23 protein-coding genes are annotated in these 24,384 nt (G+C 68.8%); 8 read left to right on the top strand and 15 right to left on the bottom strand.

The genetic code is table 11. The features are described 5' to 3' along the window. Positions 1–46: 46 nt before the first annotated feature. The 8 genes from pufA to ML01_RS17645 form a co-directional block, all read right to left on the bottom strand. Positions 47–238 (bottom strand): light-harvesting antenna LH1, alpha subunit, encoded by a 192-nt coding sequence (gene pufA / locus ML01_RS17680; protein ID WP_173865198.1) that lies wholly within the window; start codon positions 236–238, stop codon positions 47–49. A gap of 141 nt (positions 239–379) precedes the next feature. Then, entirely contained in the window at positions 380–523 is a 144-nt protein-coding gene (gene pufB, locus ML01_RS17675) for a light-harvesting antenna LH1, beta subunit (protein ID WP_058556723.1), read from the bottom strand. Between the two features lie 230 nt (positions 524–753). Then, the gene (gene bchZ / locus ML01_RS17670) at positions 754–2,232 is read right to left on the bottom strand and encodes a chlorophyllide a reductase subunit Z (RefSeq protein ID WP_058556722.1); all 1,479 of its coding nucleotides are present in this window, start codon (positions 2,230–2,232) and stop codon (positions 754–756) included. Beyond that, complete coding sequence (gene bchY / locus ML01_RS17665) at positions 2,232–3,779, bottom strand: chlorophyllide a reductase subunit Y (RefSeq protein ID WP_082674391.1); 1,548 nt, start codon at positions 3,777–3,779, stop codon at positions 2,232–2,234. Before bchY ends, bchZ begins: the two co-directional genes overlap by 1 nt. A 143-nt stretch (positions 3,780–3,922) precedes the next feature. Continuing rightward, positions 3,923–4,921: a chlorophyllide a reductase iron protein subunit X gene (locus ML01_RS17660; RefSeq protein WP_058556721.1), complete on the bottom strand. Its 999-nt coding sequence runs from the start codon at positions 4,919–4,921 to the stop codon at positions 3,923–3,925. Continuing rightward, the gene (gene bchC / locus ML01_RS17655; protein WP_058556735.1) at positions 4,914–5,891 is read right to left on the bottom strand and encodes a chlorophyll synthesis pathway protein BchC; all 978 of its coding nucleotides are present in this window, start codon (positions 5,889–5,891) and stop codon (positions 4,914–4,916) included. The genes ML01_RS17660 and bchC overlap by 8 nt, the downstream gene beginning before the upstream one ends. 198 nt (positions 5,892–6,089) lie before the next feature. Then, positions 6,090–7,223, bottom strand: a complete 1,134-nt coding sequence (locus tag ML01_RS17650) for a methyltransferase (RefSeq protein WP_058556720.1) — start codon at positions 7,221–7,223, stop codon at positions 6,090–6,092. Positions 7,224–7,295: 72 nt separating this feature from the next. Continuing rightward, complete coding sequence (locus tag ML01_RS17645; RefSeq protein WP_058556719.1) at positions 7,296–8,162, bottom strand: polyprenyl synthetase family protein; 867 nt, start codon at positions 8,160–8,162, stop codon at positions 7,296–7,298. 744 nt (positions 8,163–8,906) lie between these two features. On the opposite strand from ML01_RS17645, the gene ML01_RS17640 reads away from it, so the two are divergent. After that, positions 8,907–9,767, top strand: a complete 861-nt coding sequence (locus ML01_RS17640) for a crotonase/enoyl-CoA hydratase family protein (protein ID WP_058556718.1) — start codon at positions 8,907–8,909, stop codon at positions 9,765–9,767. A 193-nt stretch (positions 9,768–9,960) separates the two neighbouring features. Here ML01_RS17640 and ML01_RS17635 read toward each other — a convergent pair whose 3' ends face one another. The 5 genes from ML01_RS17635 to ML01_RS17615 form a co-directional block, all read right to left on the bottom strand. Beyond that, entirely contained in the window at positions 9,961–10,743 is a 783-nt protein-coding gene (locus ML01_RS17635) for an ABC transporter permease (RefSeq protein ID WP_058556717.1), read from the bottom strand. Beyond that, positions 10,743–11,654, bottom strand: coding sequence for an ATP-binding cassette domain-containing protein (locus ML01_RS17630; protein WP_058556716.1), 912 nt, complete (start codon positions 11,652–11,654; stop codon positions 10,743–10,745). Before ML01_RS17630 ends, ML01_RS17635 begins: the two co-directional genes overlap by 1 nt. A gap of 33 nt (positions 11,655–11,687) precedes the next feature. Next, the gene (locus ML01_RS17625; RefSeq protein WP_058556715.1) at positions 11,688–12,029 is read right to left on the bottom strand and encodes an SEL1-like repeat protein; all 342 of its coding nucleotides are present in this window, start codon (positions 12,027–12,029) and stop codon (positions 11,688–11,690) included. A 131-nt stretch (positions 12,030–12,160) separates the two neighbouring features. After that, entirely contained in the window at positions 12,161–13,066 is a 906-nt protein-coding gene (locus ML01_RS17620) for an oxaloacetate decarboxylase (protein WP_058556714.1), read from the bottom strand. Between the two features lie 175 nt (positions 13,067–13,241). Further along, positions 13,242–13,439, bottom strand: coding sequence for a hypothetical protein (locus ML01_RS17615; RefSeq protein WP_058556713.1), 198 nt, complete (start codon positions 13,437–13,439; stop codon positions 13,242–13,244). Between the two features lie 359 nt (positions 13,440–13,798). Between ML01_RS17615 and ML01_RS17610 the strand changes: the two genes are divergently transcribed. From ML01_RS17610 to ML01_RS17585, 6 genes are all read left to right on the top strand, one after another. Next, entirely contained in the window at positions 13,799–14,842 is a 1,044-nt protein-coding gene (locus ML01_RS17610; protein ID WP_058556712.1) for an AAA family ATPase, read from the top strand. Between the two features lie 84 nt (positions 14,843–14,926). Next, positions 14,927–16,273, top strand: coding sequence for a VWA-like domain-containing protein (locus ML01_RS17605; RefSeq protein WP_173865197.1), 1,347 nt, complete (start codon positions 14,927–14,929; stop codon positions 16,271–16,273). A gap of 293 nt (positions 16,274–16,566) precedes the next feature. After that, complete coding sequence (locus tag ML01_RS17600) at positions 16,567–18,042, top strand: M48 family metalloprotease (RefSeq protein WP_058556711.1); 1,476 nt, start codon at positions 16,567–16,569, stop codon at positions 18,040–18,042. Between the two features lie 526 nt (positions 18,043–18,568). Then, entirely contained in the window at positions 18,569–19,042 is a 474-nt protein-coding gene (gene soxY, locus ML01_RS17595; RefSeq protein ID WP_058556710.1) for a thiosulfate oxidation carrier protein SoxY, read from the top strand. Positions 19,043–19,097: 55 nt separating this feature from the next. Beyond that, a complete protein-coding gene (gene soxZ, locus ML01_RS17590; RefSeq protein ID WP_058556709.1) occupies positions 19,098–19,409 on the top strand; it encodes a thiosulfate oxidation carrier complex protein SoxZ in 312 nt (103 codons plus the stop codon). Between the two features lie 171 nt (positions 19,410–19,580). Further along, positions 19,581–20,588: a YheT family hydrolase gene (locus ML01_RS17585; RefSeq protein WP_058556708.1), complete on the top strand. Its 1,008-nt coding sequence runs from the start codon at positions 19,581–19,583 to the stop codon at positions 20,586–20,588. A gap of 112 nt (positions 20,589–20,700) precedes the next feature. Here ML01_RS17585 and ML01_RS17580 read toward each other — a convergent pair whose 3' ends face one another. Further along, a complete protein-coding gene (locus ML01_RS17580; protein ID WP_058556707.1) occupies positions 20,701–21,447 on the bottom strand; it encodes a ParA family protein in 747 nt (248 codons plus the stop codon). Then, positions 21,444–23,045 carry a CHAD domain-containing protein gene (locus ML01_RS27525; RefSeq protein ID WP_156427807.1) on the bottom strand — a complete coding sequence of 534 codons (1,602 nt, stop codon included), beginning with the start codon at positions 23,043–23,045 and terminating at the stop codon, positions 21,444–21,446. The genes ML01_RS17580 and ML01_RS27525 overlap by 4 nt, the downstream gene beginning before the upstream one ends. A 357-nt stretch (positions 23,046–23,402) precedes the next feature. Here ML01_RS27525 and tal point away from each other — a divergent pair, with 357 nt between their 5' ends. Further along, positions 23,403–24,371 carry a transaldolase gene (tal, locus tag ML01_RS17570; RefSeq protein ID WP_058556706.1) on the top strand — a complete coding sequence of 323 codons (969 nt, stop codon included), beginning with the start codon at positions 23,403–23,405 and terminating at the stop codon, positions 24,369–24,371. Positions 24,372–24,384: the final 13 nt, after the last annotated feature.

Here is a 24,384-nt window from a genome sequence, read left to right as displayed (position 1 = left end):
CAGCAGCCGCCGACCGCCGTCGGCGGCGCCGTCACGGTTCAGGCCCCTACATCTGCTGCGGCACAGCGGGCGAGGTCGCAACCTCGATGGCCGGGATGCCATCTTCCAGCCAGTTGAAGTCGGTGGTACTGAGCAGGATCAAGTGAATCGCCAGAGCCAGTACGATCAGGAAGCTGAACAGCCCAATGAGGATGAGGCTCGGGTTGAAGATGAGCCAGATTTTGTAGATCGCGTTCATAGTGCTCTCCGGGTTACGCATTTAGGGTGAGCCAGGTGCATCGCGTGCCGCCGCTGTGGGGGTCCGACCCCGGCCGTTCCGTCGGTGTGCAGGGCGATGCGTTTCAAGACGTCGTTTCGTGATTCGCGGCGCGTGCGCCGCTTACAGCCAGGGGCGCCAGAACCAAGCCAGCAGGTGCGCGAAGACCGCGACGCCGATGAAGCCGCTCATGCTCTGCGTGAAGATGCCGTGGAACTCCTGTGCCTCTTCTTCGCTGATCCCGCTCATGGATTTCTCGTCTGCCATGGGTAAACACTCCAGTGAGGTTCAAAGGGCCGTCAGGCCGGCGATGCACGCAAGCGTGCCCGCGGCTGCCGGAGCCCGGCTCCGGCGGACCGACCACCCCGCGCCCGGGATGGACAGACCTGGCGAACGTTCTGCCGCCCCTGTGGGACGCAGAGCGCCCCCCGGTTGCGGCCGGTGGTCGAGGCGCCGTGCCGTCGCGCGTTGCAGAGACACTGTCTGTTCGCAACGCATCACGCGGCACGCCCGCCACTGAGCGCGTCCCGTGCAGCACGGACGCGCGCAACCGTGACCTGCTCGTCGCCGGCGTCGCGGGCGGCCTGCTCGGCCGCGTCGCGCAGGCGTTTCGCCGCGGAGATCCGGGTCAGCACCGGATAGGCCTCGAGCGCCCGATCGAGGTGCTGTTTGGCCTCCGCGTCCCAGGGCAACTGGCGGTGCTCGGCGGCGAGGCGCGACGGCGTCGCGTCCACTCGGTCGAGGTCCGTGCCGAGGGGCAGGATGTTGAACAGGGCATCGAACAGGGCGTTGCAGACCTCCTGAATCAGGTAGGTCGCGCCCGCGTAGCCCATGAAAGGGGTGCCGGTGTGGCGGCGGATAATGGTCCCGGGCAGGGAGGCCGGAATGAAGGCCGCACGCCCGCCGATCTCGGCGAGATACATCCGCTCGTTGTAGCCGCCGAAGAGGATCAGCGGCGTCTTGGTGTGGATCGCCTGGCGCACGGCCTCGTTGTCGGGCTTGTGGCCGGGCCGGCGCGCAAAGGCGAAGTTGCAGGGCAGCCCCAGCTCGTCTTCGAGGAAGTGCCGAACGCCGCGCGCATAGGTCTCGGTGGCGGCGATGCCGAAGCTCGCGGTGCCGAAGAAGTCCTGCGTCACGGAACGCCACAGGTCCCAGATCGGCTTGATGGTCGTGTGCTTCTCGCGCTCGATGAAGGGCTCGGGATCAAGGCCGAGCAGCTCGCCCAAGGCGCGCAAGAACTTGGTGGTGCTGTGCAGACCGATGGGCGCCTGCAGGTAGGGCTTCTCCAGCGCCTCGCAGAGCTTGCGGCCGAGCTCGCGATAGAGGCAGACGTTGACGTCCGCATCCACCAGGCGCGGGATGTCGTCCAGATGCGTGCCGAGCGGGAAGGTCATGTTGACCTCGGCGCCGATGCCCTCGACCAGCCGGCGCACCTCGGCGAGGTCCGACCAGGTGTTGAACATGCCGTACATCGGGCCGACGAGGTTGACGCGCGGCTTCTCGCCGTCCTTGCGCGGGCGCGGCTTCGGCATCTTCCCGTGCTTGTTCTTGCCTTGGGCGCCGTATTGCTGCCACAGCCAGACCATGGCGCGGTCTGCGCTCTGCCATTGATCTTCGTCGATGGTGCGCGGCAGGAAGCGCTGGATGGTCGTGCCGGCCGGGGTCACGCCGCCGCCGATCATCTCGGCGATTGAGCCGGTGACGACGACCGCAGGCTTGGTCTGGTCGAGGCTCGCGAAGGCGCGGCGCATGGCCTGCTCGGTGCCGTCCTGACCCAGCTCCTGCTCGCCGAGCCCGGTGACGACGACGGGCAGCTCGTGCGGCGGCAGCGCATCGGTGTAGTGCAGCACGGCCGTGACCGGCAGGTTCTCGCAGCCGACGGGGCCGTCGATGATGACCTGCATGCCTTTGACCGCCGTGAACACGTACACGGAGCCCCAGTAGCCGCCGGCGCGATCGAGGTCTTGGATGAGCATTAGGCGTCGCCTCCCTGGTCGGCGATGCTCTGCTCGATGCGGTCCTGCTTGCCGGTCGCGCGCCGGGGCGCAGCCGTGGGCTTGGCGGCGCGGGGCTCGGGCATCCGATCCCAAATGCCGGCCGTGTCGCCGTCGCCGACGCCGGCGAAGAAGTCGTTCATGCGCTCGAAGCGCTCCCGGCTCGCCAGTGCCGCGTTGATCACCTGCGCCAGCGAGCCGGCACCGGCGGGACCCATCAGCGGGCGGGCCGAAATCAGGTTGGTGAAGTAGAGCGCCGGGATGCGCTGCTGCTTCGCGTGCTGCACGACCGGCGTGGTGCCGATGGCCAGATCCGGCTGCACCGCATCCACGGCGGCCTTGTCCTGCTCCAGCGCGGCGCGGAACTGCACCGTGACGCCCTGCGCTTGCAGCCAATCCAGGTCCGGCTTGGACCAGGCGGTCTTCGGCGTGGCGGTGCCGACGTAGGGCACGCGGGCGCCGGACTCGATCAGCAGCCGGGCGACCAGAAGCTCAGAGCCCTCGTAGCCGGACACGGTGATGGTGCCGTCGATGGGCGCTGCGGCCAGGGCTTGGCGGATGATCGGCAGCACGGCGTTCTTGGCCGCGGCGACCTTGGCCGCAGGCACGTTGCAGGCGTCGCCAATGGCGTCGAGCCAAGCCGCAGTGCCGTCGTGCCCCACCGGCGCGGAGCCGACGATGCGCCGTCCGGCTTCCTGGAGCTCGCGGATGGAGCTCGTGTAATAGGGATGAATGGCCGCGACCGCGGCGCAGTCCAGCGCCGCGTACAGCTCGCGCCATTCTCTGGTCGGCACGACGGGGCCGGCGGCGAGCCCCAGGGGCTCAAGCAACATGCCGATGCCAACCGGGTCGGCCGGGAACATTTCACCGAGCAAGGTGATGGTGGGCTTGGCGCTGCGACCACCGCGGGGGGCCTGCACCGGGCCCTGCTGCGCCTCGCCGCGGGCGTACTTGAGCATCGCGCCGGCAAGCACGTCCTTCGCCTCCGCATGCGTCGGCACGCCGAAGCCGGGCACGTCGATGCCGATGATGCGCACGCCGTCGATGGACTTCGGCAACAGGCGCAGCGGCACGCCGGAGGCGGTGGGCACGCATAGGTTGGTCACGACGACCGCGTCGTACTTGGCGGGGTCGGCGAGCTGGTGCACGGCCTCGCGCACGTCCTCGAAGACCTTGCCGGTGACCAGCGTCTCGGAGTCGAAGGGCACATAGCCCACCGAGCGCTTGGCGCCGTAGAAGTGGCTCGTGAACGTGAGCCCGTAAACACAGCACGCCGAGCCGCAGAGCACGGTGGCGGTGCGGCGCATGCGCAGGCCAACCCGAAGCGACCCGAAGGCCGGACACATGCTCTGGGGCTGATCATGCGGTCCGGTGGGATAGTCGGTGGCAAGGCGCTTGAGCAGCTCGCTCTGACCCGCGGCCTCTGCGGCTCGGCGCAACTCGGCGGCGCCGGCATGGCAGCCGACAGCCTCATCTGTAACCGGTGCTTCGGTGACCCGGCGCGCCTCGGCGGCGGGCTCGGGCTGCATGCCTTCCGGCGCGGGCTCGTTGCCGAGCGGCGCCCGGGCGGCGTCGTCGTAGACGACTTCGCTGCCGGCGGTGGCCGGCGCATCGGCGCGGCCATCGTTGGCGGACATGTAGTAGACCTTGGCCTGCATGACTCGCTGCCCGCTCAGACGTCGTCGTAGATGACTTCGAGGGACGGCTTGTCGAGGCTCGACTTGCCGCACATGTCTTCGACCGTCGCGGGCTCAAGCACCACGTCGCGACCCACGGCGTCGCCGGAGAACAGGTTTAGGAGCTCGTCGGCGGACAGGGGCTTCGGGCGCATCGGCGGCGCTTCGGCGACGTTGGCGCCGAGGGTCTCGAACAGCGGCGCCCATTGCCCGCCGGGCATGCCGATGATCTGGTAGGCGGCGCTCTTGCGGCGGATGTCTTCGTCCGCCGGGATGGACGCCAGCACGGGCACGCCGGCCTGCTCGGCCCAGGCCTGCGCCTCGCCGGTGCCGTCGTCCTTGTTGATGACGATGCCGGCGACGCCGACGTTGCCGCCCAAGCCGCGGAAGTACTCGACCGCGGAGCAGACGTTGTTCGCGACGTACAGGGATTGCAGGTCGTTGGAGCCGACGACGATGACCTTCTGGCACATGTCGCGGGCGATGGGCAGGCCGAAGCCGCCGCAGACCACGTCGCCCAAGAAGTCGAGCAGCACGAAGTCGAAGTCCCACTCGTGGAAGCCCAGGCTCTCCAGCAGCTCGAAGCCGTGGATGATGCCGCGCCCGCCGCAGCCGCGGCCGACCTCGGGTCCGCCGAGCTCCATCGCGAAGACGCCGTCGCGTTTGAAGCAGACGTCGCCGATGGTCACTTGGTCACCGGCGGCCTTTTTCTTGGCGCTGGTCTCGATGATGGTGGGGCAGGCCTTGCCGCCGAACAGCAGCGTGGTGGTGTCGGACTTCGGGTCGCAGCCGATGAGCAGCACCTTCTTGCCCTGCTGCGCCATCATGTAGCTCAGGTTCGCGAGCGTGAAACTCTTGCCGATACCGCCTTTGCCGTAGATCGCGATGATCTGCGTCTGCTTGGTCGCAGGCAGGCTCGCCTCGGACAAGGCTGCCGGTTGTTCCGGCAGACCCACGTTGACGGCGCTCGCGGCAGTGGCCCCAGAGTTACCCATTCGCCCCCCTCCAATCGAGAATCATTTTTAGGCAGGTCGGATCATCGAAGGCCGTCGCATAGGCCGCGGCGGCATCGGCGACGGGGCTGCGATGCGTGATGAGGCCGTCGAAGGACAAGCGCCCTTCGTCCAGCGCGTCACGCACGGCCAATAGATCCGGCTCTTTGAACTCCGCCGCCACACGCAGGTGCAGCTCGCGCATGAAGGCAGGCGGGAAATCGAAGCTGATGGGCGCCTCGTAGAAGCCGGCGAGCACGATCTCGCCGCCGCGGGCGAGACGCCCGATCAGGCCGTTGAGCAGCGTCGGATCGCCGCTCGCGTCGAGGATGACGTCGTAGTCATGCCGGCTGTCCTGCGCCGGGTCGATGACGTCGTAGCCGGTGGCCCCGTTGGCGCGGATTGGGTTCGTTTCCCAGACCACCGGGGGCCGACCGCCGGCGGCGATGACGACGCGCGCCAGGAGCCGCCCGAGCACGCCGTGGCCGACGATCAGCTCCGGCAGGCGCTTTTCCGACCCGGCGGAGGCCTGGGCCGAGCCCGCCACCGCATGCTGCGCGGTGGCCGCCAGCGCCAACAGCACGCCCTGCTCGGCCAGCGCTTCCGGCACCGCCAGCAGGCGTGCACCGGGGACCACGACGCGGGACGCGGCGCCGCCGAACAGGCCGTGGATGTCGCCGTAGCAACGCGCGCCGGGCACGAACACCCAGTCGCCCACCGCACGGCCGCTGTCGGTGCCCGCCTCGATGACGCGGCCGACGGACTCGTAGCCCGGCACCAACGGATAGCCCATGCCCGGGAACGGCGGCATGCGCCCGGTCCAGAGCAGGCGCTCGGTGCCGGTGCTGATGCCGCTGAAGTCGACATCGACAACGCAGTCCGCCGCGGTGGGCGGCGTCAGCGCGAGCCGCCGCAGCCCGAGCCTACGGGGCTCTTCGAGCACCACGGCTTGCGCGGTCAGTGCGGCGGTCATGTCGGCGGCGGTGGTCACGATGCCTTGTCGCTTTGCAGAAGCTCTGGGTTGGCGGACCGGAAGATCGATGGGCCTAGCGTTGCGAGCGGAGCCTCGCGGTGCGGCCATTCAACGTAGTGTCAGTCTAGCTTGACCCGTTCCGATGTCAATATAAATTTACAGTACACCTGTCAACCAGCCGCTGCAATACCATGCCGGCTACGTGGCTTTGGCCACAATGACCCGCGTTTGCAGCGGCCGACGCGTGCGCACTAGCCGGCTCTGGTCGAAGCCGGCCGCACGCAGCATGGCCTTGTGCTCCCGCGGCGGGCGGGTGCGCCCGCTGCCCATGGCGAGCAGGTACAGGCCAAAGTAGGCGTCGCCGACGGGCTCGGCGCCGGGTGTTTCGGACATGGGCTCGGTGATGAGCAGCGTGCCGCCCGCCGGCAGCGCCTTGCGCACGGCGCGCAGGATGGCCAGCGCCCCGTCGTCGTCGTGGTCCAGCAGCACGCGCACGAGGGAGATGATGTCGGCACCGGCGGGCAGGCCGTCGGCCTTGATGTCGCCGCCGACCACGCGCACGCGCGCGGCCATGCCTTCTGCTTGGAAGCCCTGCTCGGCCCGGGCCACGACGGCGGGCAGGTCGAACAGCATCAGTTGCAGGTGCGGCCAGCGCTCGCCGGCCTTGCGCAGGAAGCGGCCCTCGCCGCCGCCGACATCCATCAGGCAGCGGTGCGCCTTGAGCGAGTAGGCATCGAGCGTGTCCTCAGCGACGAAGCCGCTGGAGGCGGACATGAGCGTGCTGTACTCCGCCACGCGCTCGTCGCCGTCGGCGGCCGGGTCCGCAGAGCCGGCGTAGGACCAGTAGCGGCCGAGCTCGGTCTCTTTGAGCTCACCGCGAAACAGCGCGAGCGGATCATCGAGGTCGTGATAAAGCATGCGGTGGTGACGAACCATCGCGGCAATGCCGGGGTTGCCCGGCATCGCAATACCGAGCTTGCCGAGGCCATAGCGGGCGGTCCCGGACACATCCGTGCCGCGGCGCTCCAATAGATCGATGGCGACGGCCGCGCGCAGCAGCCGGTCCGCGGCGATCACGTCCATGCCCATGTCCGGCGCCAGATCCGCGGCGGTGCGAGGCTTGTCTGCGAGCTTGTCGAACAGTTCCAACTCCACGCAGGCGAACAGGATCTGCGAGTAGACGAAGCCCGCGGTGATGTCGAACAGCCCACGGGCGCGCCGGGCGGCCTCGAAGCGGGTCAGCGGAAAGTCCGCCGCCCAGCGCTGGAAGACGGGACTCGCGAGCTTGGCGTCGCGCCAAGCGCGCCAGCGGTCGATGAATGACAACTCCACGGGTGTTAGTTCCTGTGATGGTCGGACAAATGCTTGTTCAGCTCCCAGCGCCTGGCGCCTGGCGCCTGGCGCCTAGCCCCTGGCCCTGAGTCCTTTCGGCAACAGCCGCTCCATTTCCGCACGCGCCATCGCGGCGAGCTTGTCGCGGCCGGGACACGCCGGGATGGACGCGACGGCCTCGTCGAGCAGTGCGGTCAGGCGCGCGATGGCACCGTCGACGCCGAGCTCGGACACGGCACTCGGGCGGCCATGGACGGCGTCCTGACCCACCGGCTTGCCGAGGGCCGCGGCATCGCCGGTGACATCGCGCAGGTCGTCCGCCACCTGGTAGGCCAGGCCCAGGTTCTCGCCGAGGGTGTGCCAGGGGGCGGGCTCCATGCCCGCGGCGGCAGCGCCGGCTTCGGTGGCTGCCGAGAACAGCGCCGCGGTCTTCTCGCGGTGGTACTGGGTCAGGTCCACGTGCTCTTCGCATTCCCAGGCTTGCCCGGCAACGATGCCGTGGCCGATGCCGACGGCGCGGGCGGTGATCAGCGTCAGAGGCCCCAGGCGCTGCGGATGCAGGCGCGCGTGCCAGGCGAGGTTCTCGAATGCCAGCACGATGAGCCCGTCGCCAACCAAGAGCGCGATCTGATCGCCGTAGAGCTTGTGCACCGTGGGCTCGCCGCGGCGGGTGTCGGCGTCGTCGAAGACGGGCATGTCGTCGTGCACGAGCGATGCACAGTGCAGCAGCTCCAGCGACGCGGCGGCGGCGTCGGACACGGCCGGGGCGTCGTCGCCGCAGGCCGCGGCTACCGCGAGCACCAGGCGCGGGCGGGCGCGGGAGCCCGGCGTCAGCACCGCATGGCGGGCGGCGGCGCCGAGGCGTGGCGGCCCGTCCGGGGCAATACCCAGGTCCAGGGCGGCGAGCAGGGCGCGCTCGATGCGTTGCAGGGCATCCACAGTTGGTCGGCCTCGCTGTCCGGGTCGCGGACCCGGAATGTCAATTCGGCTTGTCGCGCCAAGGTGTCAAACAAGATAGACAGGCGCCGGAAACCCGTCAATTGACCCAGGCCCGCGATCCGGCCGGCAGTGCCCGGTCACCGGCGGCGAGTCCGGATTGCCTGCGCCAGATCAATCGATGGCCCATGCGCGTGGACGCCTCCGGCTTGCGCCGCACTCGGCGCTCGGCGCTCGGCGTTGATGCGGCGGACAGACGCAGCCCGCGGCCATGCCCTGATGCGGCTCGGGCGTCAAGTCGCCGGCCGTCCCGGGGCTACTACCGAAAAACGTGGTCAGCGCTTTCCCCAGCATCGAATCAGTAGATCGCCTTTCCCGCAGAATGGGAATCAAGTGGTATCCGGGATAGGCCTTGCCCGTACTCGGCACATCACGGCAAAGCGACCGGCGCCGACACGCCAGCCCACGGGCGAAGGGCCAAGGCCGGCAAAACAGGGCGCTCGCGCGCCCGGCACGGGGGCAGCAAACCCCCACGCCATGCTCTCGACCGCCCTGCCCCGAGCGGGCGGGACGCCGCATGGAGCAATACAAAGAACACATTCTCGGCACGCACAACGACCCCGAACCCGGGCCCGTGCGCGCGGCGCTGCAACGTCGTCCGTGCGGCTAGTCGGCCGTCAGGGGTGTTGCTGGCCGCGGCGGACCCGGTTCGGCATCAACCCAACCGTCGACCCGGAGTCCATTGCAATGCACGCGTTCGCTTCCATCATCGATCTGACCTGCGCCACCCCGTCCTACGAGCAGCTCGCCGTCCACATCGACAAGCAGCACCAGGTCGGCTGGTGCTACATGCAGCCCGAGGGCCGTCCCTGCTTCAGCGACGGCATGCTGGACGAGCTGAACGACTGGTTCAGCCACCTGCGCCGCCACGGCGGCACGCTCGACATGCACTACCACGTCATCGCCTCGGCGCGGCCCGGCACCTACAACTTAGGCGGCGACCTCGACCTGTTCCACAGCCACATCCAGCGCAAGGACCGCGACGGCCTGTACCGCTACGGCAGGAAGTGCATCGACGCGCTGTACGCGAACATGTCCCGCTTCGGCCGGCCCATCACGACCATCTCGCTAGTGCAGGGCGATGCCCTCGGCGGCGGCTTCGAGGCGGCGCTCTCGAGTGACGTGCTGATCGCCGAGAAGGGGACGCAGCTCGGCTTCCCGGAGATCCTGTTCAACCTGTTCCCGGGCATGGGCGCCTACAGCCTGCTCTCGCGCAAGCTGGGACCGAAGCAGGCGGAGCGCATGATCCTGAGCGGCGAGCTCTACAGTGCCGAGACGCTCTACGACATGGGTCTCGTGGACGTGCTCGCGGAGCCGGGCGAGGGCGAGCTCGCCGTCTACGCCCACATCCGCCGCGAGGAGCGCGCGCGCAACGGCTTCGCCGCGCTGCGCCGGGCGCGCGACAGCATCGATCCCATTACCTTTGCAGAGCTCGATCGCATCGTGCAGATCTGGGTGGACGCGGCGCTGCGCATCGAGTCGCGGGATCTGCGCATGATGCAGCGCCTGGTCTCGCGCCAGACGCAGCTCGGCTCGCGCGCGGCCTGAAGCCTAGCGAGGCGCAGCCTCAGACCGACCAGGACGCGGAGCGCTTTCTTGCGCACTTCCGGTCGTCGCCGCAGGTGAACCAAGGGCCGAGGGCCGAGGGCCGAGGAGGGCTCCTCCCTTGGCCCTTCTTCCGTTGGCAACCTGGCTCATCTGAAAACCCTCGGCGCCGTCAAGCCGCGGACCCGCCGCCGCGTCAAACGAGCAGCCGCCGCCGCGTGAGTGCCAGCGCCACATGGAAGCCGCCCGCGGCATAGGCGACGAGCACGGCGACATGGAGCAGCACGTCGTTGACGGGCAGCCCCGCCACCAGCGGGCGGGTCAGCGCGATGGCGTGGGCCAGCGGCAAGACCTGGATGGCCGCCTGCGCGCCCTCCGGCAGCCCCTCGATGGGGTAGAACACCCCGGACAGGATCAGCATCGGCGTCACGCCCAGCACGAAGTAGTAGTTGAAGAAATCGTAGTTGTCCGACACCGCGCTCATCACGAGCGCGGGGCCGGCGAAACACAGCCCGATCAGGAAGGCCAGCGGCAGCACCCAGAGCGCCTGCCAGCCGCCGACGACGCCGAGCAGCGTCGCCACGGCCAAGATGGCCGCGGCGCTGAAGGTGGCCTTGGTCGCGCACCACAGGAGCTCCCCGGCGAGGATATCGTCGAGCGTCAGCGGCGTCGCCAGCATGGCCTCGTAGGTGCGCTGCACCTGCATGCGCGTGAACACCGAATAGGTCGCCTCGAAGCTCGCCGTGGTCATGGCGCTGGAGGCGATGATGCCCGAGGCGAGAAACACCAGGTACGGCATGCCGCTCATGGTGTCGATGAAGGCCCCCAGGCCGAAGCCGAGGCCGAGCAGGTACAGCGTCGGCTCGCCGAAGTTGAGCACCACCGCCGGCGCGAGCAGCTTGCGCCAGACCCGCAGGTTGCGCCGCCACACGGCGAGCGCACCGCGGCCGGGGCGCGGCAGCGACCAGTCTGCGGCCATCAGTCGCGCAGCTCCCGGCCGGTGAGCCGGAGGAACACATCCTCCAGCCCGGCCGGGCGATGCAGGTAGACCAGGTCCGCATCCTGCTGCAGGAACCCGAGCAGCGGTGCGCTGTCCTGCCCGTAACAATAGAGGCTCATGCCCTGCTGCTCGAGCCGGCAGCCGTGGTGCTCGGCGAAGGCCCGAAAGCGCGCGGTGTCGCCCGCGCGCACCTCGATGACCTCCGGCTCCACGTGGCGGCGGATCAGCTCCCGCGGCGTGCCGCGGTCCAGGATTCGGCCTTGGTCCATGATCACGAGCTCGTCGCAGAGCCGCTCGGCCTCTTCCATATAGTGCGTGGTCAGCAGGAGCGTCGTGCCGCGGGCCTTGAGCGCCGCGAGTCGCGACCAGATGACGTGCCGCGCCTGCGGGTCGAGGCCGGTGGTGGGCTCATCGAGCATCACCAAATCCGGCGCGTTGATCAGCGCCCGGGCGATGGTGAGCCGGCGCTTCATGCCGCCGGAGAGCGTGTCCGTCTTGGCATGGCGGCGGTCGGTGAGGTTCGCGAACGCCAACAGCTCCGGCACCCGCGCACGGGCGGTGGCGGCGTCGATGCCGAAGTAGCTCGCGTGCACCTCCAGGTTCTCATCGACGCGGAAGTCCGGGTCCAGGTTGTCGGCCTGCGGCACGACGCCGATGCGCCGGCGAATGGCGCGGCCGTCCGCGGGCATGCCGAGCCCGAAGACGCTGAGGCTACCCGCCGTCATTGGCGTCATGCCGAGGATCATGCGCAGCGTGGTGGTCTTGCCGGCGCCGTTGGGGCCGAGCACGCCGAAGCAGCAGCCGGCCGGGATGTCGAAGCTGACGCCGGCGACGGCCGTGAAGCCGCCGTAGCGCTTCACGAGCCCGTCGGCGCGGACGATGGGGGGCATTTGAGCGCGGTCGAGAAGCGCGGTCGAGACCGGTCAGCCCGCGTCGGGCGGATCGCCGGCACCGGCAGCGGCGACGAGCTTGAGCGCCGCCCCGGCGCGCAGCCGCTTGGCGGCGGCGTATTCCTCGTCGCTCATCTGGCTGCCGACGATGTTGCGCAGCAGCTCCGCGTCGCGGTCGCCCTGCTCGATGGCCAGCGACAGCCAGTAGTGCGCCTGCGCGAGGTCGATGGCCACACCGCGCCCTTCCGCGTAGATCAGGCCCAGCGCGTACTGCGCGTCCACCTCGCCGCGCTCGGCGGCCGCACGCACGGGGCCGACCTTGCTCGGGTCGTTGCGGAGCAGAATCAGGTCTTTCAGGTAGCTGTTGTCGGGCATGGGTCTAGATTTGCGTGGGGCAAAAGGGCCTAGGGCCAAGGGAGGCCTCCTCGGCCCTCGGCCCTCGGCCCTCGGCCCTTCGACTTGCGGCAAGGAGCGGGCTCCGCAAGTCTAGTGGGCCAAATAGGCATTCAACGCGACGCCTTGGGCGGCGCCTCGTAGCGGGCCAGCATCGCGTCGTAGGCATCGAAGCCCACCAGAGCGCGCAGCGCCTCGAAGCTCACGCGGTACTGCGGCACCTGCCCGGCGCCGAGCTGCGCCAGCGCCACCTGCATCGCATGCACGGCGCAGGCCAGGAGCGTCAGCGGGTAGGCCGCGAGCTTGTAGCCGAGCTCCGCCAAGCGCGCGTCGGGCAGGAGCGGCGTGATGCCGTCTTCCAGCATGTTCACCATGTGCAGGCCGGGGGCCTCACGCGTGCAGCGCGCCATCTCGGCCTCGTTGCGCGGCGCCTCCAGAAAGAGCACGTCGGCGCCCAAGTCCGCGAAGGCCTTGAGCCGGTCGATGGCCTCGGCGAGCGCCCGCTCCGGGCCTGCCGCGGCTTCCAGCGCGCTGCGGGCATCGGTGCGGGCGACGATGATCAGATCCGCGCCGGCCTCCCGGGCGGCGACCGCGGCGCGGATGCGCCGCTCGGCTTCGGCGCGCTCCACCACCTGGCGCACGCCGGTGTGGCCACAGCGCTTGGGTGCTACCTGGTCCTCGATCATGATCCCGGCGAAGCCGGCCCTGGCGAACTGCGCCACGGTGCGATGCACGTTGACCACGTTACCGTGGCCCGTGTCGCCGTCGCCGATGACGGGGATGGAGACGGCATCGCAGATGGAGCGGCCCTGGTCGAGCATCTCCGTCACCGACAGGAGCCCCGTATCCGGCAGCGCCGCGCGCGCCGCCGACACGGCGAAGCCGCTCATGAAGGTCAGTGGAAAGCCCGCCTGCTCGACGAGGCGTGCGGACAGGGCGTCGAAGCAACAGGGCATGGTCCGGCAGCCGGGCTCCGCGAGCAGGGCCCGCAGCCGCCGGGCAGCGGTATAGCTAGTCATCAGGTGCGAAAATCCGTGCCGGGAAAGGGCACCATGATGGCAAAAGAAAAGGCGGGGATCACCCGCCTCGTCTGCGTGCCGGCCGGACCATGGTGGCGGCCCGACCGAAAACCTGGTTCCCGATGCCCGGGGCAGCGCACCTGCAAGCGCGCGCGCAGGGCAGATCATCCGGCGGTCAGCTCTTGACCCACTCGCCGAAGTTGTCGGTGTTTTTCTCTTCGCCGTCGGCGTAGCCGGCCTCGTAGGCCTCGGTGAGGCGCTGATCCTCGCGCTTCGGGTTCTGCAGGAAACCGCACTGCCAACCCTGCACGTACTCGTCGTCGACACCCAACTGCTCCATCTTGGTTACGGCGTCGTAGTAGAACTGGTTCATCTCCGCTCTCCGCATTCGCGTTCTTGGTTTGGCGCTTGCGACCCTTGCATCAGGTCGCCGTGGCTGTCGCTGACCCGCCCCGCACCGCCCGGCTCCGGCGCCTTTTCTGCGGCGATGGACTGGGTGATGGCGATCCCCGACCGGCCCGGTCAGCTTAACGGATAAGAATACCGTTTTTTTCTAATGCGTACCACCGAGAGGGGGAAGTCCCGGCGGCACCGTCCCGACCTCATGCCGGACACCGCACTTGCGCGGCCGCGTCCTGCGCACCACATCGTACAGTCGCATCGGCACGAGCGCAGCTAGCGCCCGGCGCCGCACGCTGTCACAGCGGCACCGCCATAGGAGACCGAACCGGCATGCGCCCCGCCCAACTGCTCCGCGTCCTTGAGCGCGAATTTACCAGCACCGCCAGTGGCCACCACACCCCCGTGATGCTGTGGGGCCCGCCCGGGGTCGGCAAGTCGCAAATGGTCGCGCACCTCGCCAAGCGTCACGGCGTGCCCGTCATCGACATCCGGCTGTCGCAAATGGAGCCGAGCGACCTGCGCGGCATCCCGTTTCGCGTCGATGACCGCGTGGAATGGGCAGTGCCGGCGATCCTGCCGGATGCCGAGCGCCACGGCCCGCAGGGCGTCCTATTTCTCGACGAGATCACCTCCGCACCACCAGCCGTGTCCGCGGCGGCCTACCAGTTGATCCTCGACCGCCGCCTGGGCGAGTACCAGGTGCCGCAGCAATGGGCGATCTTCGCCGCCGGCAACCGCCAGGGCGACCGCGGCGTGACGTACAGCATGCCGGCACCGCTCGCCAACCGCTTCTCGCACTTCGAGGTGGATACCCACCTCGACGACTGGGTGGCCTGGGCCTACGCGAGCGGCATCGACGAGCGCATCATCGCCTTCCTGCGCTTTCGCCCGGAGCTATTGTTCGACTTCGACCCGGCACACAACCCGGTGGCCTTCCCGTCGCCGCGCTCCTGGGAGTTCGCGCATCGGGCACTGCAGAAGTTCGAGGACGAGCCGCAACTGCTCCAGGGCACGCTGCAGGGCTGCGTCGGGCCGGCGGCCGGCGTCGAGGTGACGGCCTTCGTCAACAGTCTGGATCAGATGCCGGATCTGGACGCCATCTGCGCCGGCGCAGAGGTGTCCGTCCCGCGCGAGATCGACCTGCAATACGCGGTGGCCGCGGCGCTGGTCGGCAAGGCCATCCGCGCGAAGGCGACCCCCGAGCACCAGACCGTCATCGGCAACATCCTCGCCTACGCCGGGCGCTTCCCGCAGCGCGAGATGGGCGTCATGCTGGTGTCCGACCTGCACCGCGCCGTGGGCAACGAGCTGTTCGAGGTGCAGGCCTTCGCCGACTGGGCCAGCGCCGTCGCGGATGTGATGCTATACGAGTAAGGGCCGAGGGCCGAGGGCCGAGGGCCGAGGGCCGAGGGCCGAGGGCCGACAGAATCGGGCCACTGATCAGCGCCGTATGCAACGATGACCGACACCGCCGATATCGACCTCAGCGCCATCGAGACCAAGCTCGCCTCGGCGCGCACGCGGCTGATCCTCGATAAGCCCTTTCTCGGCGCGCTGGTGCTCAGGCTGCCGATGCAGCCGGCCCGCGACGACTGGTGCCCCACCACGGCCACGGACGCCAAGACCTTCTACTACAACCCGCAGTACATCGGCGCCCTGTCGCTGGACGAGACGCAGTTCATGCTCGCCCACGAGGCGCTGCACTGTGCGCTCTCGCACTTCGCGCGGCGCCAGCACCGGGTCAAGCACCGCTGGGATCTCGCCTGCGACTACGCCATCAACCCGCTCCTGGTCGATGACGGCCTGAAACCGCCGCCAAACGCGCTGCTAATGCCCCTGTACAAGGGCATGACAGCGGAGGAGATCTACCCGCTCCTCGACGACAACGACCAGTCCGAGACCCTCGACACCCACGCCTACGACAGCGACGCCGAGGACGGCCAGCAGGGCAGGCAGAGCAACCTCGACGAGCGCGACGTCCAGCGGCAGCAGTCCCGCGGGGCAGAGGGCGACGACGGCGAGCGCGGCGGTGCCGAGCCGCGGGCGGACGGCGCGAGCGGCGGCACGCCCCGGGGCGAGCCCGGCGACGACGGCCGCGGTGCCGCCGCCGGCCAGGTCGAGCCGGAGCAGGGCGACGACGGTGCTGCCGACGCGCCGCCGCCGCTGGCCCCGGACGAGCGCGAAACGCTGCAGGTGCAATGGCAGCAGCGCATGGCCGGCGCCGCGCAGCAGGCGATGCAGGCCGGCAAGCTCCGCGGCGAGCTCAAGCGCATGATCGACCACCTGCTCCAGCCGCAACTGCCCTGGCGCATGCTGCTCGCGCGCTACATGAACAGCATCACCCGCGAAGACTACAGTTGGTCGCGGCCGTCGCGGCGCGAGGGCGATTACCTCATGCCGAGCCTGCGCAGCCACCAGCTCGACATCGTCGTCGCCCTCGACACCTCCGGCTCCATCAAGGACCCCGAAATGCAGGAGTTCATCGACGAGGTAGACGCACTCAAGGCCCAGGTACGCGCCCGCGTGACCCTGCTGCCCTGCGATGCGACGCTGTGTGAGGGTGCACCCTTCGAGTTCGAGCCCTGGGAGCACTTTCAGCGCCCCAAGCGCTTGGGCGGTGGCGGCGGCACCAGCTTCCGGCCCGTGTTCCAATGGGTCGAGAAACAGGGTCTGCGTCCGGACCTGCTCGTCTACTTCACCGACGCCGACGGCCAGCTCCCCGAGCGCGAGCCGCCGTACCCCGTGATCTGGCTGGTCAAGGGCAAGCGCACGGTGCCTTGGGGACAGCGGATCCAATTGAACTAAAACAGGGGCTAGGGGCTAGGGGCCTAGGCATCAGGGCCGAGGGCCGAGGGCCAAGGGAGCCCGCCTCCGCCCTCGGCGCTTTGGCTCACTTTCGGGATTGGGATCGGGACCGTTGCCACTTGGTTGGGTTTCGATTTCGATAGCGATCCCGATTTCGATTTCGATTTCGATAGCGATCAGCACGACTCGTCGGTCTGAGGCGACGCCTCGCTAGCTCCTAGCCCCAAGCCCTCCTAGTTCCCTAGCCCCTAGCTCCTAGTTCCCTAGCACCTAGCCCCTAGCTCCTCATCACCATGCGATTCGACGCTCCCAAACCCCTTCGTGCCGTCCTGTTCGCCTTGTGCGTGCTGAGCGGCAGCCTCGTCGGCGGTGCGGCGAGCGTCGGCGATGCGCTGGACCTGCCGGACATGGGCAACAGCGCCGATGCCGTGCTGACGCTGACCGAGCAGCGCGAGCTGGGCCAGGAGTTCATGAAGTGGGTCCGCAAGAGCCTCGACGTCTCCGAAGACCCGCTGCTGACCGATTACGTGCAGAGCCTCGGCCGCAAGCTCGTCGCCGCGAGCCGCGACACGCGCGGGCGCTACGACTTTTTCGTCGTCGAGGACCCGCGCATCAATGCCTTCGCCGGCCCGTCCGGCAACATCGGCGTCAACGCGGGGCTGATCCTGGCCGCGGAGACCGAGTCCGAGCTCGCGGCGGTGATGGCGCACGAGGTCGCCCACGTCAGCCAGCGCCATCTGCTGCGCGCCTTCGCGGCGCAGAAGCAGATGACCATCCCGGCCACGGCCTTGCTCATCGCCGCCGCCGTGCTCGGTGCGACGGTGGACTCGCAGGTCGGCACCGCGGCGCTCATGGGCCTGCAAGGGGCCATGGTCCAGCGCCAGATCAACTTCACCCGCGCCAACGAAGAAGAGGCCGACAGCATCGGCATCGACACCCTCGCCCGTGCCGGTCACGACCCTTACGCCATGCCGGGCTTCTTCAACAAGCTGACCAAGGCGAACCGCGTCTATGAGAGCGGCGCGCCGGAGCTGCTGCGCACCCACCCGGTCACCAGCGACCGCATCGCCGATGCCATGGCCCGCGCCGAACGCTTCGGCCACAGCCAGCGGCCGGACAGCCTGCGCTTCCACCTGACCCGCGCGCACCTGCGCGAGCGCTCCTACAACCGCGCCGAGCAGGCCATCGGCCACTTCAAAAACACCCTGGCCAGGGGTCGGTACCGCAACGAGACGGCCGAGCGCTACGGCTACGCCCGCGCCCTCGCGAGGGCCGGGAGCCTCGGCGACGCGGCCGAGCAGCTCGCCCCGCTGATCGAAAAGCACCCGAGCCAGGTAGAGCTCGTCGTCTTGCAGGCGGAGCTCGACCGGCGCCGCGGCGCCGCGGACAAGGCCGCGCGCGACCTCAAAAGCGCCGTGGGGCTGGCGCCGGGGAGCTGGCCGCTGCAGCAGGCTTACGCCGAGGCGCTGCTGGATGCCGGCCGCCCTGCCGAGGCCCTGGCCACGCTGGAGCGCTTGGTGGCCCTGCGCCCGGACATCACGCCCGTCTACCAGATCATGGCCGATGCCGCGGGCAAAGTTGGCGACGCGGGTGCCGCCATGCGCTGGCGGGCGGAGTACCTGTACCGCAGCGGCGACTTGGAGCCCGCGGTGCGCCAGTTGGAGCTCGCGTTGCGCCAGCCCGGGCTCGACTTTCACTTAGCGTCCAAGATCCAGGTGCGGCTCGCGGAGCTGCGCACCGAGGAGCAAAGCCGCAAGAAGCCCCGATGACCGGCGTCGGCCGCAACCGCAGCCACAACTTCGCCACAGCCAGCAGGGGTTAGCGCTATTTCCACCCCGTCATGGATAGGCTAAGCTTCGGCCATCGTCGACGAGGGCCAGCGCCGCGTCGCCCAACCAGGCACGCTGCGGGTTCGACAAAGGCTCCGCAGACAGGAGCCAATGATCGACGGCAAACAGAAAAGAGAAGCACCAGGAGGCCCCGCCGTTGTCCTCAGTCGCGCGCTGTGCGCATGCCAGCACGTCGCCCTTCACGCTTGGTGGACACAACCAGCGCAATGCAAGGTACACGGTCGGTTCGGAACTTAAGCCTTCCCGCAGTCTTCCACCGGCTATCGCCCCGATGGTCGCTGACCGGCACGGGCGGCGGCCCCCTGTTCGCTTGGCGGCGCGTGGGCCGTGCGCCGATGACCCAGTGCCCGCGTTGGCCCAACGCGACCGGCAGCAGGCAGGCTGCCGCAACCAGATCAGACGATCGACCCAACGAACCAACCAACCGATCCAGAGGAGACACCCAATGATCGATGCAAAGCGCAGAATCCTGCTCAAGGGCTCCCTCGGTGCCGGCGCCGTCGGCGTGGCCGTGAGTGCCGGGCTCCTGACCCCGGGCGCCGTGCTCGCCGACTGGCCGGAAGCCGCCTTCGCGGCGGACAGCCAAGCCGCCGCGCTGAGCGACCTGTTCGGCTCCGACGCCACCGAGGCCAGCGACAAGGTCAAGGTCAAGGCCCCCGACATCGCCGAGAACGGCGCCGTCGTGCCGGTGACCGTCGAGAGCGAAGTCGAGAACGCCAAGGCCATCTCGATCATCGCGAGCGGCAACAACACCCCGCTGATCGCCTCCTTCGAGCTGGGCTCCGACGCGGTGCCCTTCGTGTCGACGCGTATCAAGATGGCCAAGACCTCCGACGTCGTCGCCGTCGTGCAGACCGACGCCGGTCTGCTCAGCGCTTCGAAGTCCGTGAAGGTAACCATCGGCGGCTGCGGCGGCTGACCCCGCACCCTGCCCTATCCCTTCACCGACCGGACCGATCCAGAGGTACACCGACATGTCCAATATCAAGATCCGCGCCAAGGCAACCGGCGGCGTCACCACCGTCAAGTCCCTGATGAGCCACGAGATGGAAACCGGGCTCCGCAAGGACAAAGACACCGGCGAGCCCATCCCGGCCCACTTCATCCAGGAAGTGACTGCGAAGTGGAAGGACCAGACGGTGATGACCGCGCTGTGGAGCGGCGGCATCTCCAAGAACCCCTACCTGTCGTTCAAGTTCAACGGCGGCGAGCCCGGCGACACGGTCGAGATCACCTGGGTGGACAACAAAGGCGCCACCGAGAGCGGCACCGCCGAGATCAGTTGACACGCGAGAACGGCGCGGGCCACGCCTGCGCCGACCTGCCGAAGATGACCGCCCCCGGGGCTGCCCGGGGGCGGTTTTTTTGTCGCACCGATTTCCAAGCACGTCCGCGGGCCACCGCAGCCGGGTCGCAAGACCGCCCGCGAGCGCCGACCACCCCGATGCGAGGCCAGCATGGGCCGGATGAGGACCAGTGACTTCAAGCCCGCCTGGTGGCTGCCCGGCGCGCATTTGCAAACCTTGTGGGGCAGCCTCGCGCGGCGGGCGACGCCCACCGACGGGCTGGTGCTGACCCGCCGGCGCATCGAGCTCGCGGACGGCGACTTCATCGACCTGACCATCGGCGCGGGCGACGGCCCCGGCGTGCTCATCATCCACGGCCTGGAGGGGGACCTGCGCTCCCACTACGCCAGCGCGCTGGTGGCACGACTCGCGCGCGAGGGTTTCCGGCCCCTGTTCATGCACCTGCGCGGCGCCGGCGACGAGCCCAACCGGCTGGAACGGTCCTATCACTCCGGGGCCAGCGGCGACTTGGCCGAGGTGCTCGCCGCGCTGGCGCAGGACCCGGGCGGGCCGCCGCGGGCGGCGGTGGGCTTCTCGCTGGGCGCGAACCTGCTGCTCAAGTACCTCGGTGAAGGGCGAGACGAGCTGCACTTGGAGCAGGCCATCGCAGTCTCACCGCCCTTTGTGCTGCGCGATGCGATGCTGCGGCTCGACCTCGGTCTCTCGCGCATCTACCGCAACCACTTGGTCACGCGGCTAAAGCAGAGCTTCCGGCGCAAGTTCGCCGACCGGCCACTGCCCCCTGCTCTCGCGCCGGATCTCGCCCTCGACGACATCCGCGACTTCAACCGCTTCGACGATGCCATCACCGCCCCGCTGAACGGCTTCGCCGGCGTTTTCGACTACTACCAGCGCGCGAGCTGCCGGCAGTTTCTGCCCGCCATCGAGCTGGACACGCTGATCATCCATGCGCTCGATGATCCCTTCCTGTTCCCGGCAAGCGTGCCCTTCGCGCACGAGCTCGGGCCCGGCGTCACGCTGGAGCTCGCAGCCCACGGCGGCCACGTCGGCTTCATCGCCGGCCCCTTGCCGTGGCGGCCGGTGTATTGGCTTGAAGAGCGGATCGTGCGAGCGCTGCGGGTGAAGGGAGAAGGGAGAAGGGAGAAGGGAGAAGGGTGAAGGGTGAAGGGTGAAGGGTGAAGGGTGAAGTTTGAAGGGTGAAGTTTGAAGTGAGAACGGCGGTTTCGGCCCCGTACTCCGTACTCCGTACTCCGTACTCCGTACTTCCCACCTACACCGCCCGTTCAACCTCCCCCCACAGCGCCCGATACGCTGCCGACGCCGCATTCGACGGCGCATAGGCCGGCAGCGGCATGCGGTGCAGGCCCATGCGCTCCACCTCGGCGGCGAGCGGGATGCGGGCGGCGAGGATCTCGGGGTGCTCGGCACAGAGCCGGGCGATGGTGTCCGTGTGCAGGCTGCGCTCGGCGTCGACCATGGAGAAGAACGGCAGCACCTTGAGCGCGCCGACGCCGTCCTGTTTGGCCAGAAAGCCGAGCAACTGCGTCAGCGTACGCGCGGACAACGTGCTCGGAATCAGCGGTACCAACAGCGCATCGGCGGCGCGGAAGATGTTCTCGGACATCAGCGAGATGCTCGGCGGGCAGTCGAACAGCACGTAGTCATACTCCCCCACCAGCGGCCTCAGCAGGCGCCGGAGCTGGCCGGTGGGCTTCTTCTTCTCGCCCTCCAGCAGGATGTCCATGTTGCGGTAGGAAAAGTCCGACGGCAGCAGGTCCAGCAGCTCGAAGTCCGTCCCCTTGATGACGTCGTCCAGCGGGCGCTTGCCGCGCAGCAGCGCCCGGCCGCCACCCTTGATCTTGGGCTTGACGCGGAAGTAGTAGCTCGCGGCCCCCTGCGGGTCCAGGTCCCACACCAGCGTGCGATGACCGCCTGCGGCGGCGAGGTAGGCCAGGTTGACGGTACTCGAGGTCTTGCCGACGCCGCCCTTGATGCTGTAAACGCCGATGATCTTCACGCCGACACCTCCGCGTCCGCGAGCGCACTCGGCGGCGTGAACAACTGCGCGAACAGCGCCGCGTTCGCATCGCTGTCGAAGTCCGCGAAGATGCGTGCAAACTCCCGCCGCGCCCGCTGCTGCTGCTCCAGCATGTGGCCGATGAGTGCGCCCATGGCGAGCAAAGTGCCGAGCGGTGCGGCGCCCGCCGCCTGCATCATCGCCGCGGTCTCGCGCAGGTGCGCGGCCTGCACGGCGAGGTCCTGAAAGCCGCCCAAATTGTCCAGCAGCAGCTTCATCTGCTTGATGAGCTCCTTGATGTCGGCGGCCGGGTACAGGCTCTGGAAGAACTCCATCAGGTAGCGGAGCTTCTTGCAGCTCTTGCGCAGCTCGTGCAGCTCCTCCGAGGGGGACGCGTCGGTGATGGCGCGCCCCTCGTCGAGCACACGCCGGTGCATGCGCCGAATGCGCTTGTCCGCGACGCGCTTGATAGGCGCTGTGGCTTGCTTGGCGGCCCGATCTGCCCCCGGCCGCGACGGCGCCTCCAGGAACGCCCGCCACTCGCGCAGGAGCCTGGCGAAGGACTCGCCCGCCAGCGCGTCGGCGAGCGCGCGCTGCGCCGCATCGTAATGCCCGGCGAGCCAGTCCTTGAGCGGTTCCAGGTCCTCGCGCAGCGCCGCCGGCAGGTCGGCCTTCAGAGTCGGGAAGTCGAGCAGGTAGACATCAAGGTCGCGCACCGGCCCCGTCACCTGCTGCAGCCACGCGAAGCGGGCCTTGAAGTCCGCGACGATGGCCGCTGGCAGCACGCCCTTGATCTGGCCGAGCGCCGAGCGGGTGCGGCGCGTCGCAACGCGCAGGTCATGCAGAAACTCGGGGTCAAGGTTGCGGCGGGTGCCGTCGACGTTGGCCTCGATGGTGTCCAGGAGCCCGAGCAGGATGGTGCGGGTCGCGGCCTCGGCGCGCTCGCCGGGGTCGAGTCGGTAGTCGAGCTTCGATGAATAGCCGCCGGGCCGCCGGCCGATGGCGGCAAGGCCTTCCAGTAACAGCGGCGCGTGCGCCGGCGCCAGCGGCAGCAGCGCGCGGAGCTCTGCCGACACCTCCGCGTGCTCCTCTTGATAGCCGCGCACGCCGACGAGCCGAAGCCGCGCCGGCAGCAGCCTGTCATGGCCAGGGCCATCGTCGACGATGCGCGCCTGCTCTAGCACGATGCGCACAACGGTCTTGTCGTCGGCGTTCAGCACTCGCAGCGTCCGGCTGGTGCTCGTGAGGGTCAGAAGCGCCAAGAGCCGGCGCACGCCGAGCACCGGCGCGAGGCGCTCGCGCACCGGCCCCAGCGGCAGCTCGGCGACGAGCCCCGGCTCGGTGCTGATCGACTGGCGCGCCAGCACGGCGCCGCTGTCGGCGAGATCCTCCCAGACGAGCTCGCGGCGACCGGCGGCAGACACCTCTTCCAGCGCCGCACCGGCCTGGTACAGGCTCCATTCAAAGCTGTCGAAAAAGCGCCGCTCGCTGCTGGCAGGCGGCTCCTGCTCGCAGCGGAAGGCCGCGCGAATGGCGGCGGCGATGCTGTCCATGTCCTGCTCAGGTGGAAGCAGGTAGTCCGTTGCGACCGGGTTCATGAGAACTGCGTGTAACCTCCTGGACTCTTTGACTGCGCTAAATGTGTGCAGATGCGTCAAGCTTCACAACGATGCCGAAGCCGAGGGCCGAGGGCCGAGGGCCGGATCCGACAGGCCCGCCGGCCTTGTGCCTATCTATATTATGACAGAATGATGACAATTCTCGGAACTCCTTGTTACAAAAAGAAACCTTCGCGCCTCGGTGAATCCACGACTCGTCGCCGTGGTACGGGTATTCCCGAACTATCAAAGCCGCATAGGCGACCGGACAATCCTGTTTCAGAGCCCGGCAGCCGCCGCAGGCGCGCACGGCGCGAGCACGCAGAGGCCGGGATTTCCGTCCCCACGGGAGCACCGATGAGCAAGCTCGACCAACTCAAGACCATGACCACCGTGGTCGCCGATACCGGCGACTTCGACAGCATCGCCGAGTACAAGCCGCAGGACGCCACGACAAACCCGTCGCTCCTGTACAAGGCCGCGCAGTTGCCACAGTACCGGCATCTGGTGGAAGACGCCGTTGCCTTCGGCAAGGGACGCGGCGGCAGCGCACTGGAGCAGGCGCGCTGGACCATGGACAAGCTGGCCGTGAACTTCGGCGGCGAGATCCTGAACATCGTCCCCGGGCGCGTGTCCACCGAGATCGACGCCCGGCTGTCCTTCGACACCGAGGGCACCATCGCCCGGTGCGAGGGGCTGATCGCGCTCTACGAAGATATCGGCGTCGACCCGTCACAGCAGGTCCTGTTCAAGATCGCCGCCACCTGGGAAGGGATCGGCGCCGCCGAGGTGTTGGAGCGACGCGGCATCCACTGCAACCTAACCCTATTGTTCAGCTTCCCGCAGGCCGTGGCCTGCGCAGATGCCGGCGTAACGCTGATCTCGCCCTTCGTCGGCCGCATCCTGGACTGGTACAAGAACGCCGAGAACGTGCCCGGCTATCCGGCGGACGAGGACCCGGGCGTGCGCTCGGTGACGGAAATATTCAACTATTACAAGCACCACGGCTACGAGACCATCGTCATGGGCGCGAGCTTCCGCAACGTAGACGAAATCCTGGAGCTCGCCGGCTGCGACTACCTGACCATCGCGCCAAAGCTGCTCGCCGAGCTCGCCGAATCCGACGGCGATGTGCCGCGCAAGCTCGACCCCGCCGCCGCCGCGGACATGCACCTGCCGCGGCAGAGCTTCAATGAGAAGACCTTCCGCTGGGCCGTCAACGAGGACGCCATGGCCACGGAGAAGCTCGCCGAGGGGATTCGCCTGTTCGCCGCCGACACGCAGAAACTTGAGGCGTTCGCGCACGAGATCTGCCGCGACTGTTGAGGGGAAGGAGCTA

Source organism: Thiohalocapsa sp. ML1, from assembly GCF_001469165.1.
Lineage (GTDB): Bacteria > Pseudomonadota > Gammaproteobacteria > Chromatiales > Chromatiaceae > Thiohalocapsa.
Note: the sequence above shows the minus strand (reverse complement) of the source record. Positions and strands in the feature narration are given on the sequence as shown.

What these genes read in the sequence shown, in the direction of transcription:
- bchY (WP_082674391.1), bottom strand. Translation starts at nt 3,779, where the DNA reads ATGCAGCCCGAGCCCGCCGCCGAGGCGCGCCGGGTCACCGAAGCACCG.
- ML01_RS17625 (WP_058556715.1), bottom strand. Translation starts at nt 12,029, where the DNA reads ATGCCCGACAACAGCTACCTGAAAGACCTGATTCTGCTCCGCAACGAC.
- tal (WP_058556706.1), top strand. Translation starts at nt 23,403, where the DNA reads ATGAGCAAGCTCGACCAACTCAAGACCATGACCACCGTGGTCGCCGAT.
- pufB (WP_058556723.1), bottom strand. Translation starts at nt 523, where the DNA reads ATGGCAGACGAGAAATCCATGAGCGGGATCAGCGAAGAAGAGGCACAG.
- ML01_RS27525 (WP_156427807.1), bottom strand. Translation starts at nt 23,045, where the DNA reads ATGAACCCGGTCGCAACGGACTACCTGCTTCCACCTGAGCAGGACATG.
- ML01_RS17640 (WP_058556718.1), top strand. Translation starts at nt 8,907, where the DNA reads ATGCACGCGTTCGCTTCCATCATCGATCTGACCTGCGCCACCCCGTCC.
- ML01_RS17605 (WP_173865197.1), top strand. Translation starts at nt 14,927, where the DNA reads ATGACCGACACCGCCGATATCGACCTCAGCGCCATCGAGACCAAGCTC.
- soxZ (WP_058556709.1), top strand. Translation starts at nt 19,098, where the DNA reads ATGTCCAATATCAAGATCCGCGCCAAGGCAACCGGCGGCGTCACCACC.
- ML01_RS17600 (WP_058556711.1), top strand. Translation starts at nt 16,567, where the DNA reads ATGCGATTCGACGCTCCCAAACCCCTTCGTGCCGTCCTGTTCGCCTTG.
- bchZ (WP_058556722.1), bottom strand. Translation starts at nt 2,232, where the DNA reads ATGCTCATCCAAGACCTCGATCGCGCCGGCGGCTACTGGGGCTCCGTG.
- pufA (WP_173865198.1), bottom strand. Translation starts at nt 238, where the DNA reads ATGAACGCGATCTACAAAATCTGGCTCATCTTCAACCCGAGCCTCATC.
- ML01_RS17620 (WP_058556714.1), bottom strand. Translation starts at nt 13,066, where the DNA reads ATGACTAGCTATACCGCTGCCCGGCGGCTGCGGGCCCTGCTCGCGGAG.
- ML01_RS17585 (WP_058556708.1), top strand. Translation starts at nt 19,581, where the DNA reads ATGGGCCGGATGAGGACCAGTGACTTCAAGCCCGCCTGGTGGCTGCCC.
- bchC (WP_058556735.1), bottom strand. Translation starts at nt 5,891, where the DNA reads ATGACCGCCGCACTGACCGCGCAAGCCGTGGTGCTCGAAGAGCCCCGT.
- ML01_RS17630 (WP_058556716.1), bottom strand. Translation starts at nt 11,654, where the DNA reads ATGCCCCCCATCGTCCGCGCCGACGGGCTCGTGAAGCGCTACGGCGGC.
- ML01_RS17660 (WP_058556721.1), bottom strand. Translation starts at nt 4,921, where the DNA reads ATGGGTAACTCTGGGGCCACTGCCGCGAGCGCCGTCAACGTGGGTCTG.
- ML01_RS17615 (WP_058556713.1), bottom strand. Translation starts at nt 13,439, where the DNA reads ATGAACCAGTTCTACTACGACGCCGTAACCAAGATGGAGCAGTTGGGT.
- ML01_RS17635 (WP_058556717.1), bottom strand. Translation starts at nt 10,743, where the DNA reads ATGGCCGCAGACTGGTCGCTGCCGCGCCCCGGCCGCGGTGCGCTCGCC.
- soxY (WP_058556710.1), top strand. Translation starts at nt 18,569, where the DNA reads ATGATCGATGCAAAGCGCAGAATCCTGCTCAAGGGCTCCCTCGGTGCC.
- ML01_RS17610 (WP_058556712.1), top strand. Translation starts at nt 13,799, where the DNA reads ATGCGCCCCGCCCAACTGCTCCGCGTCCTTGAGCGCGAATTTACCAGC.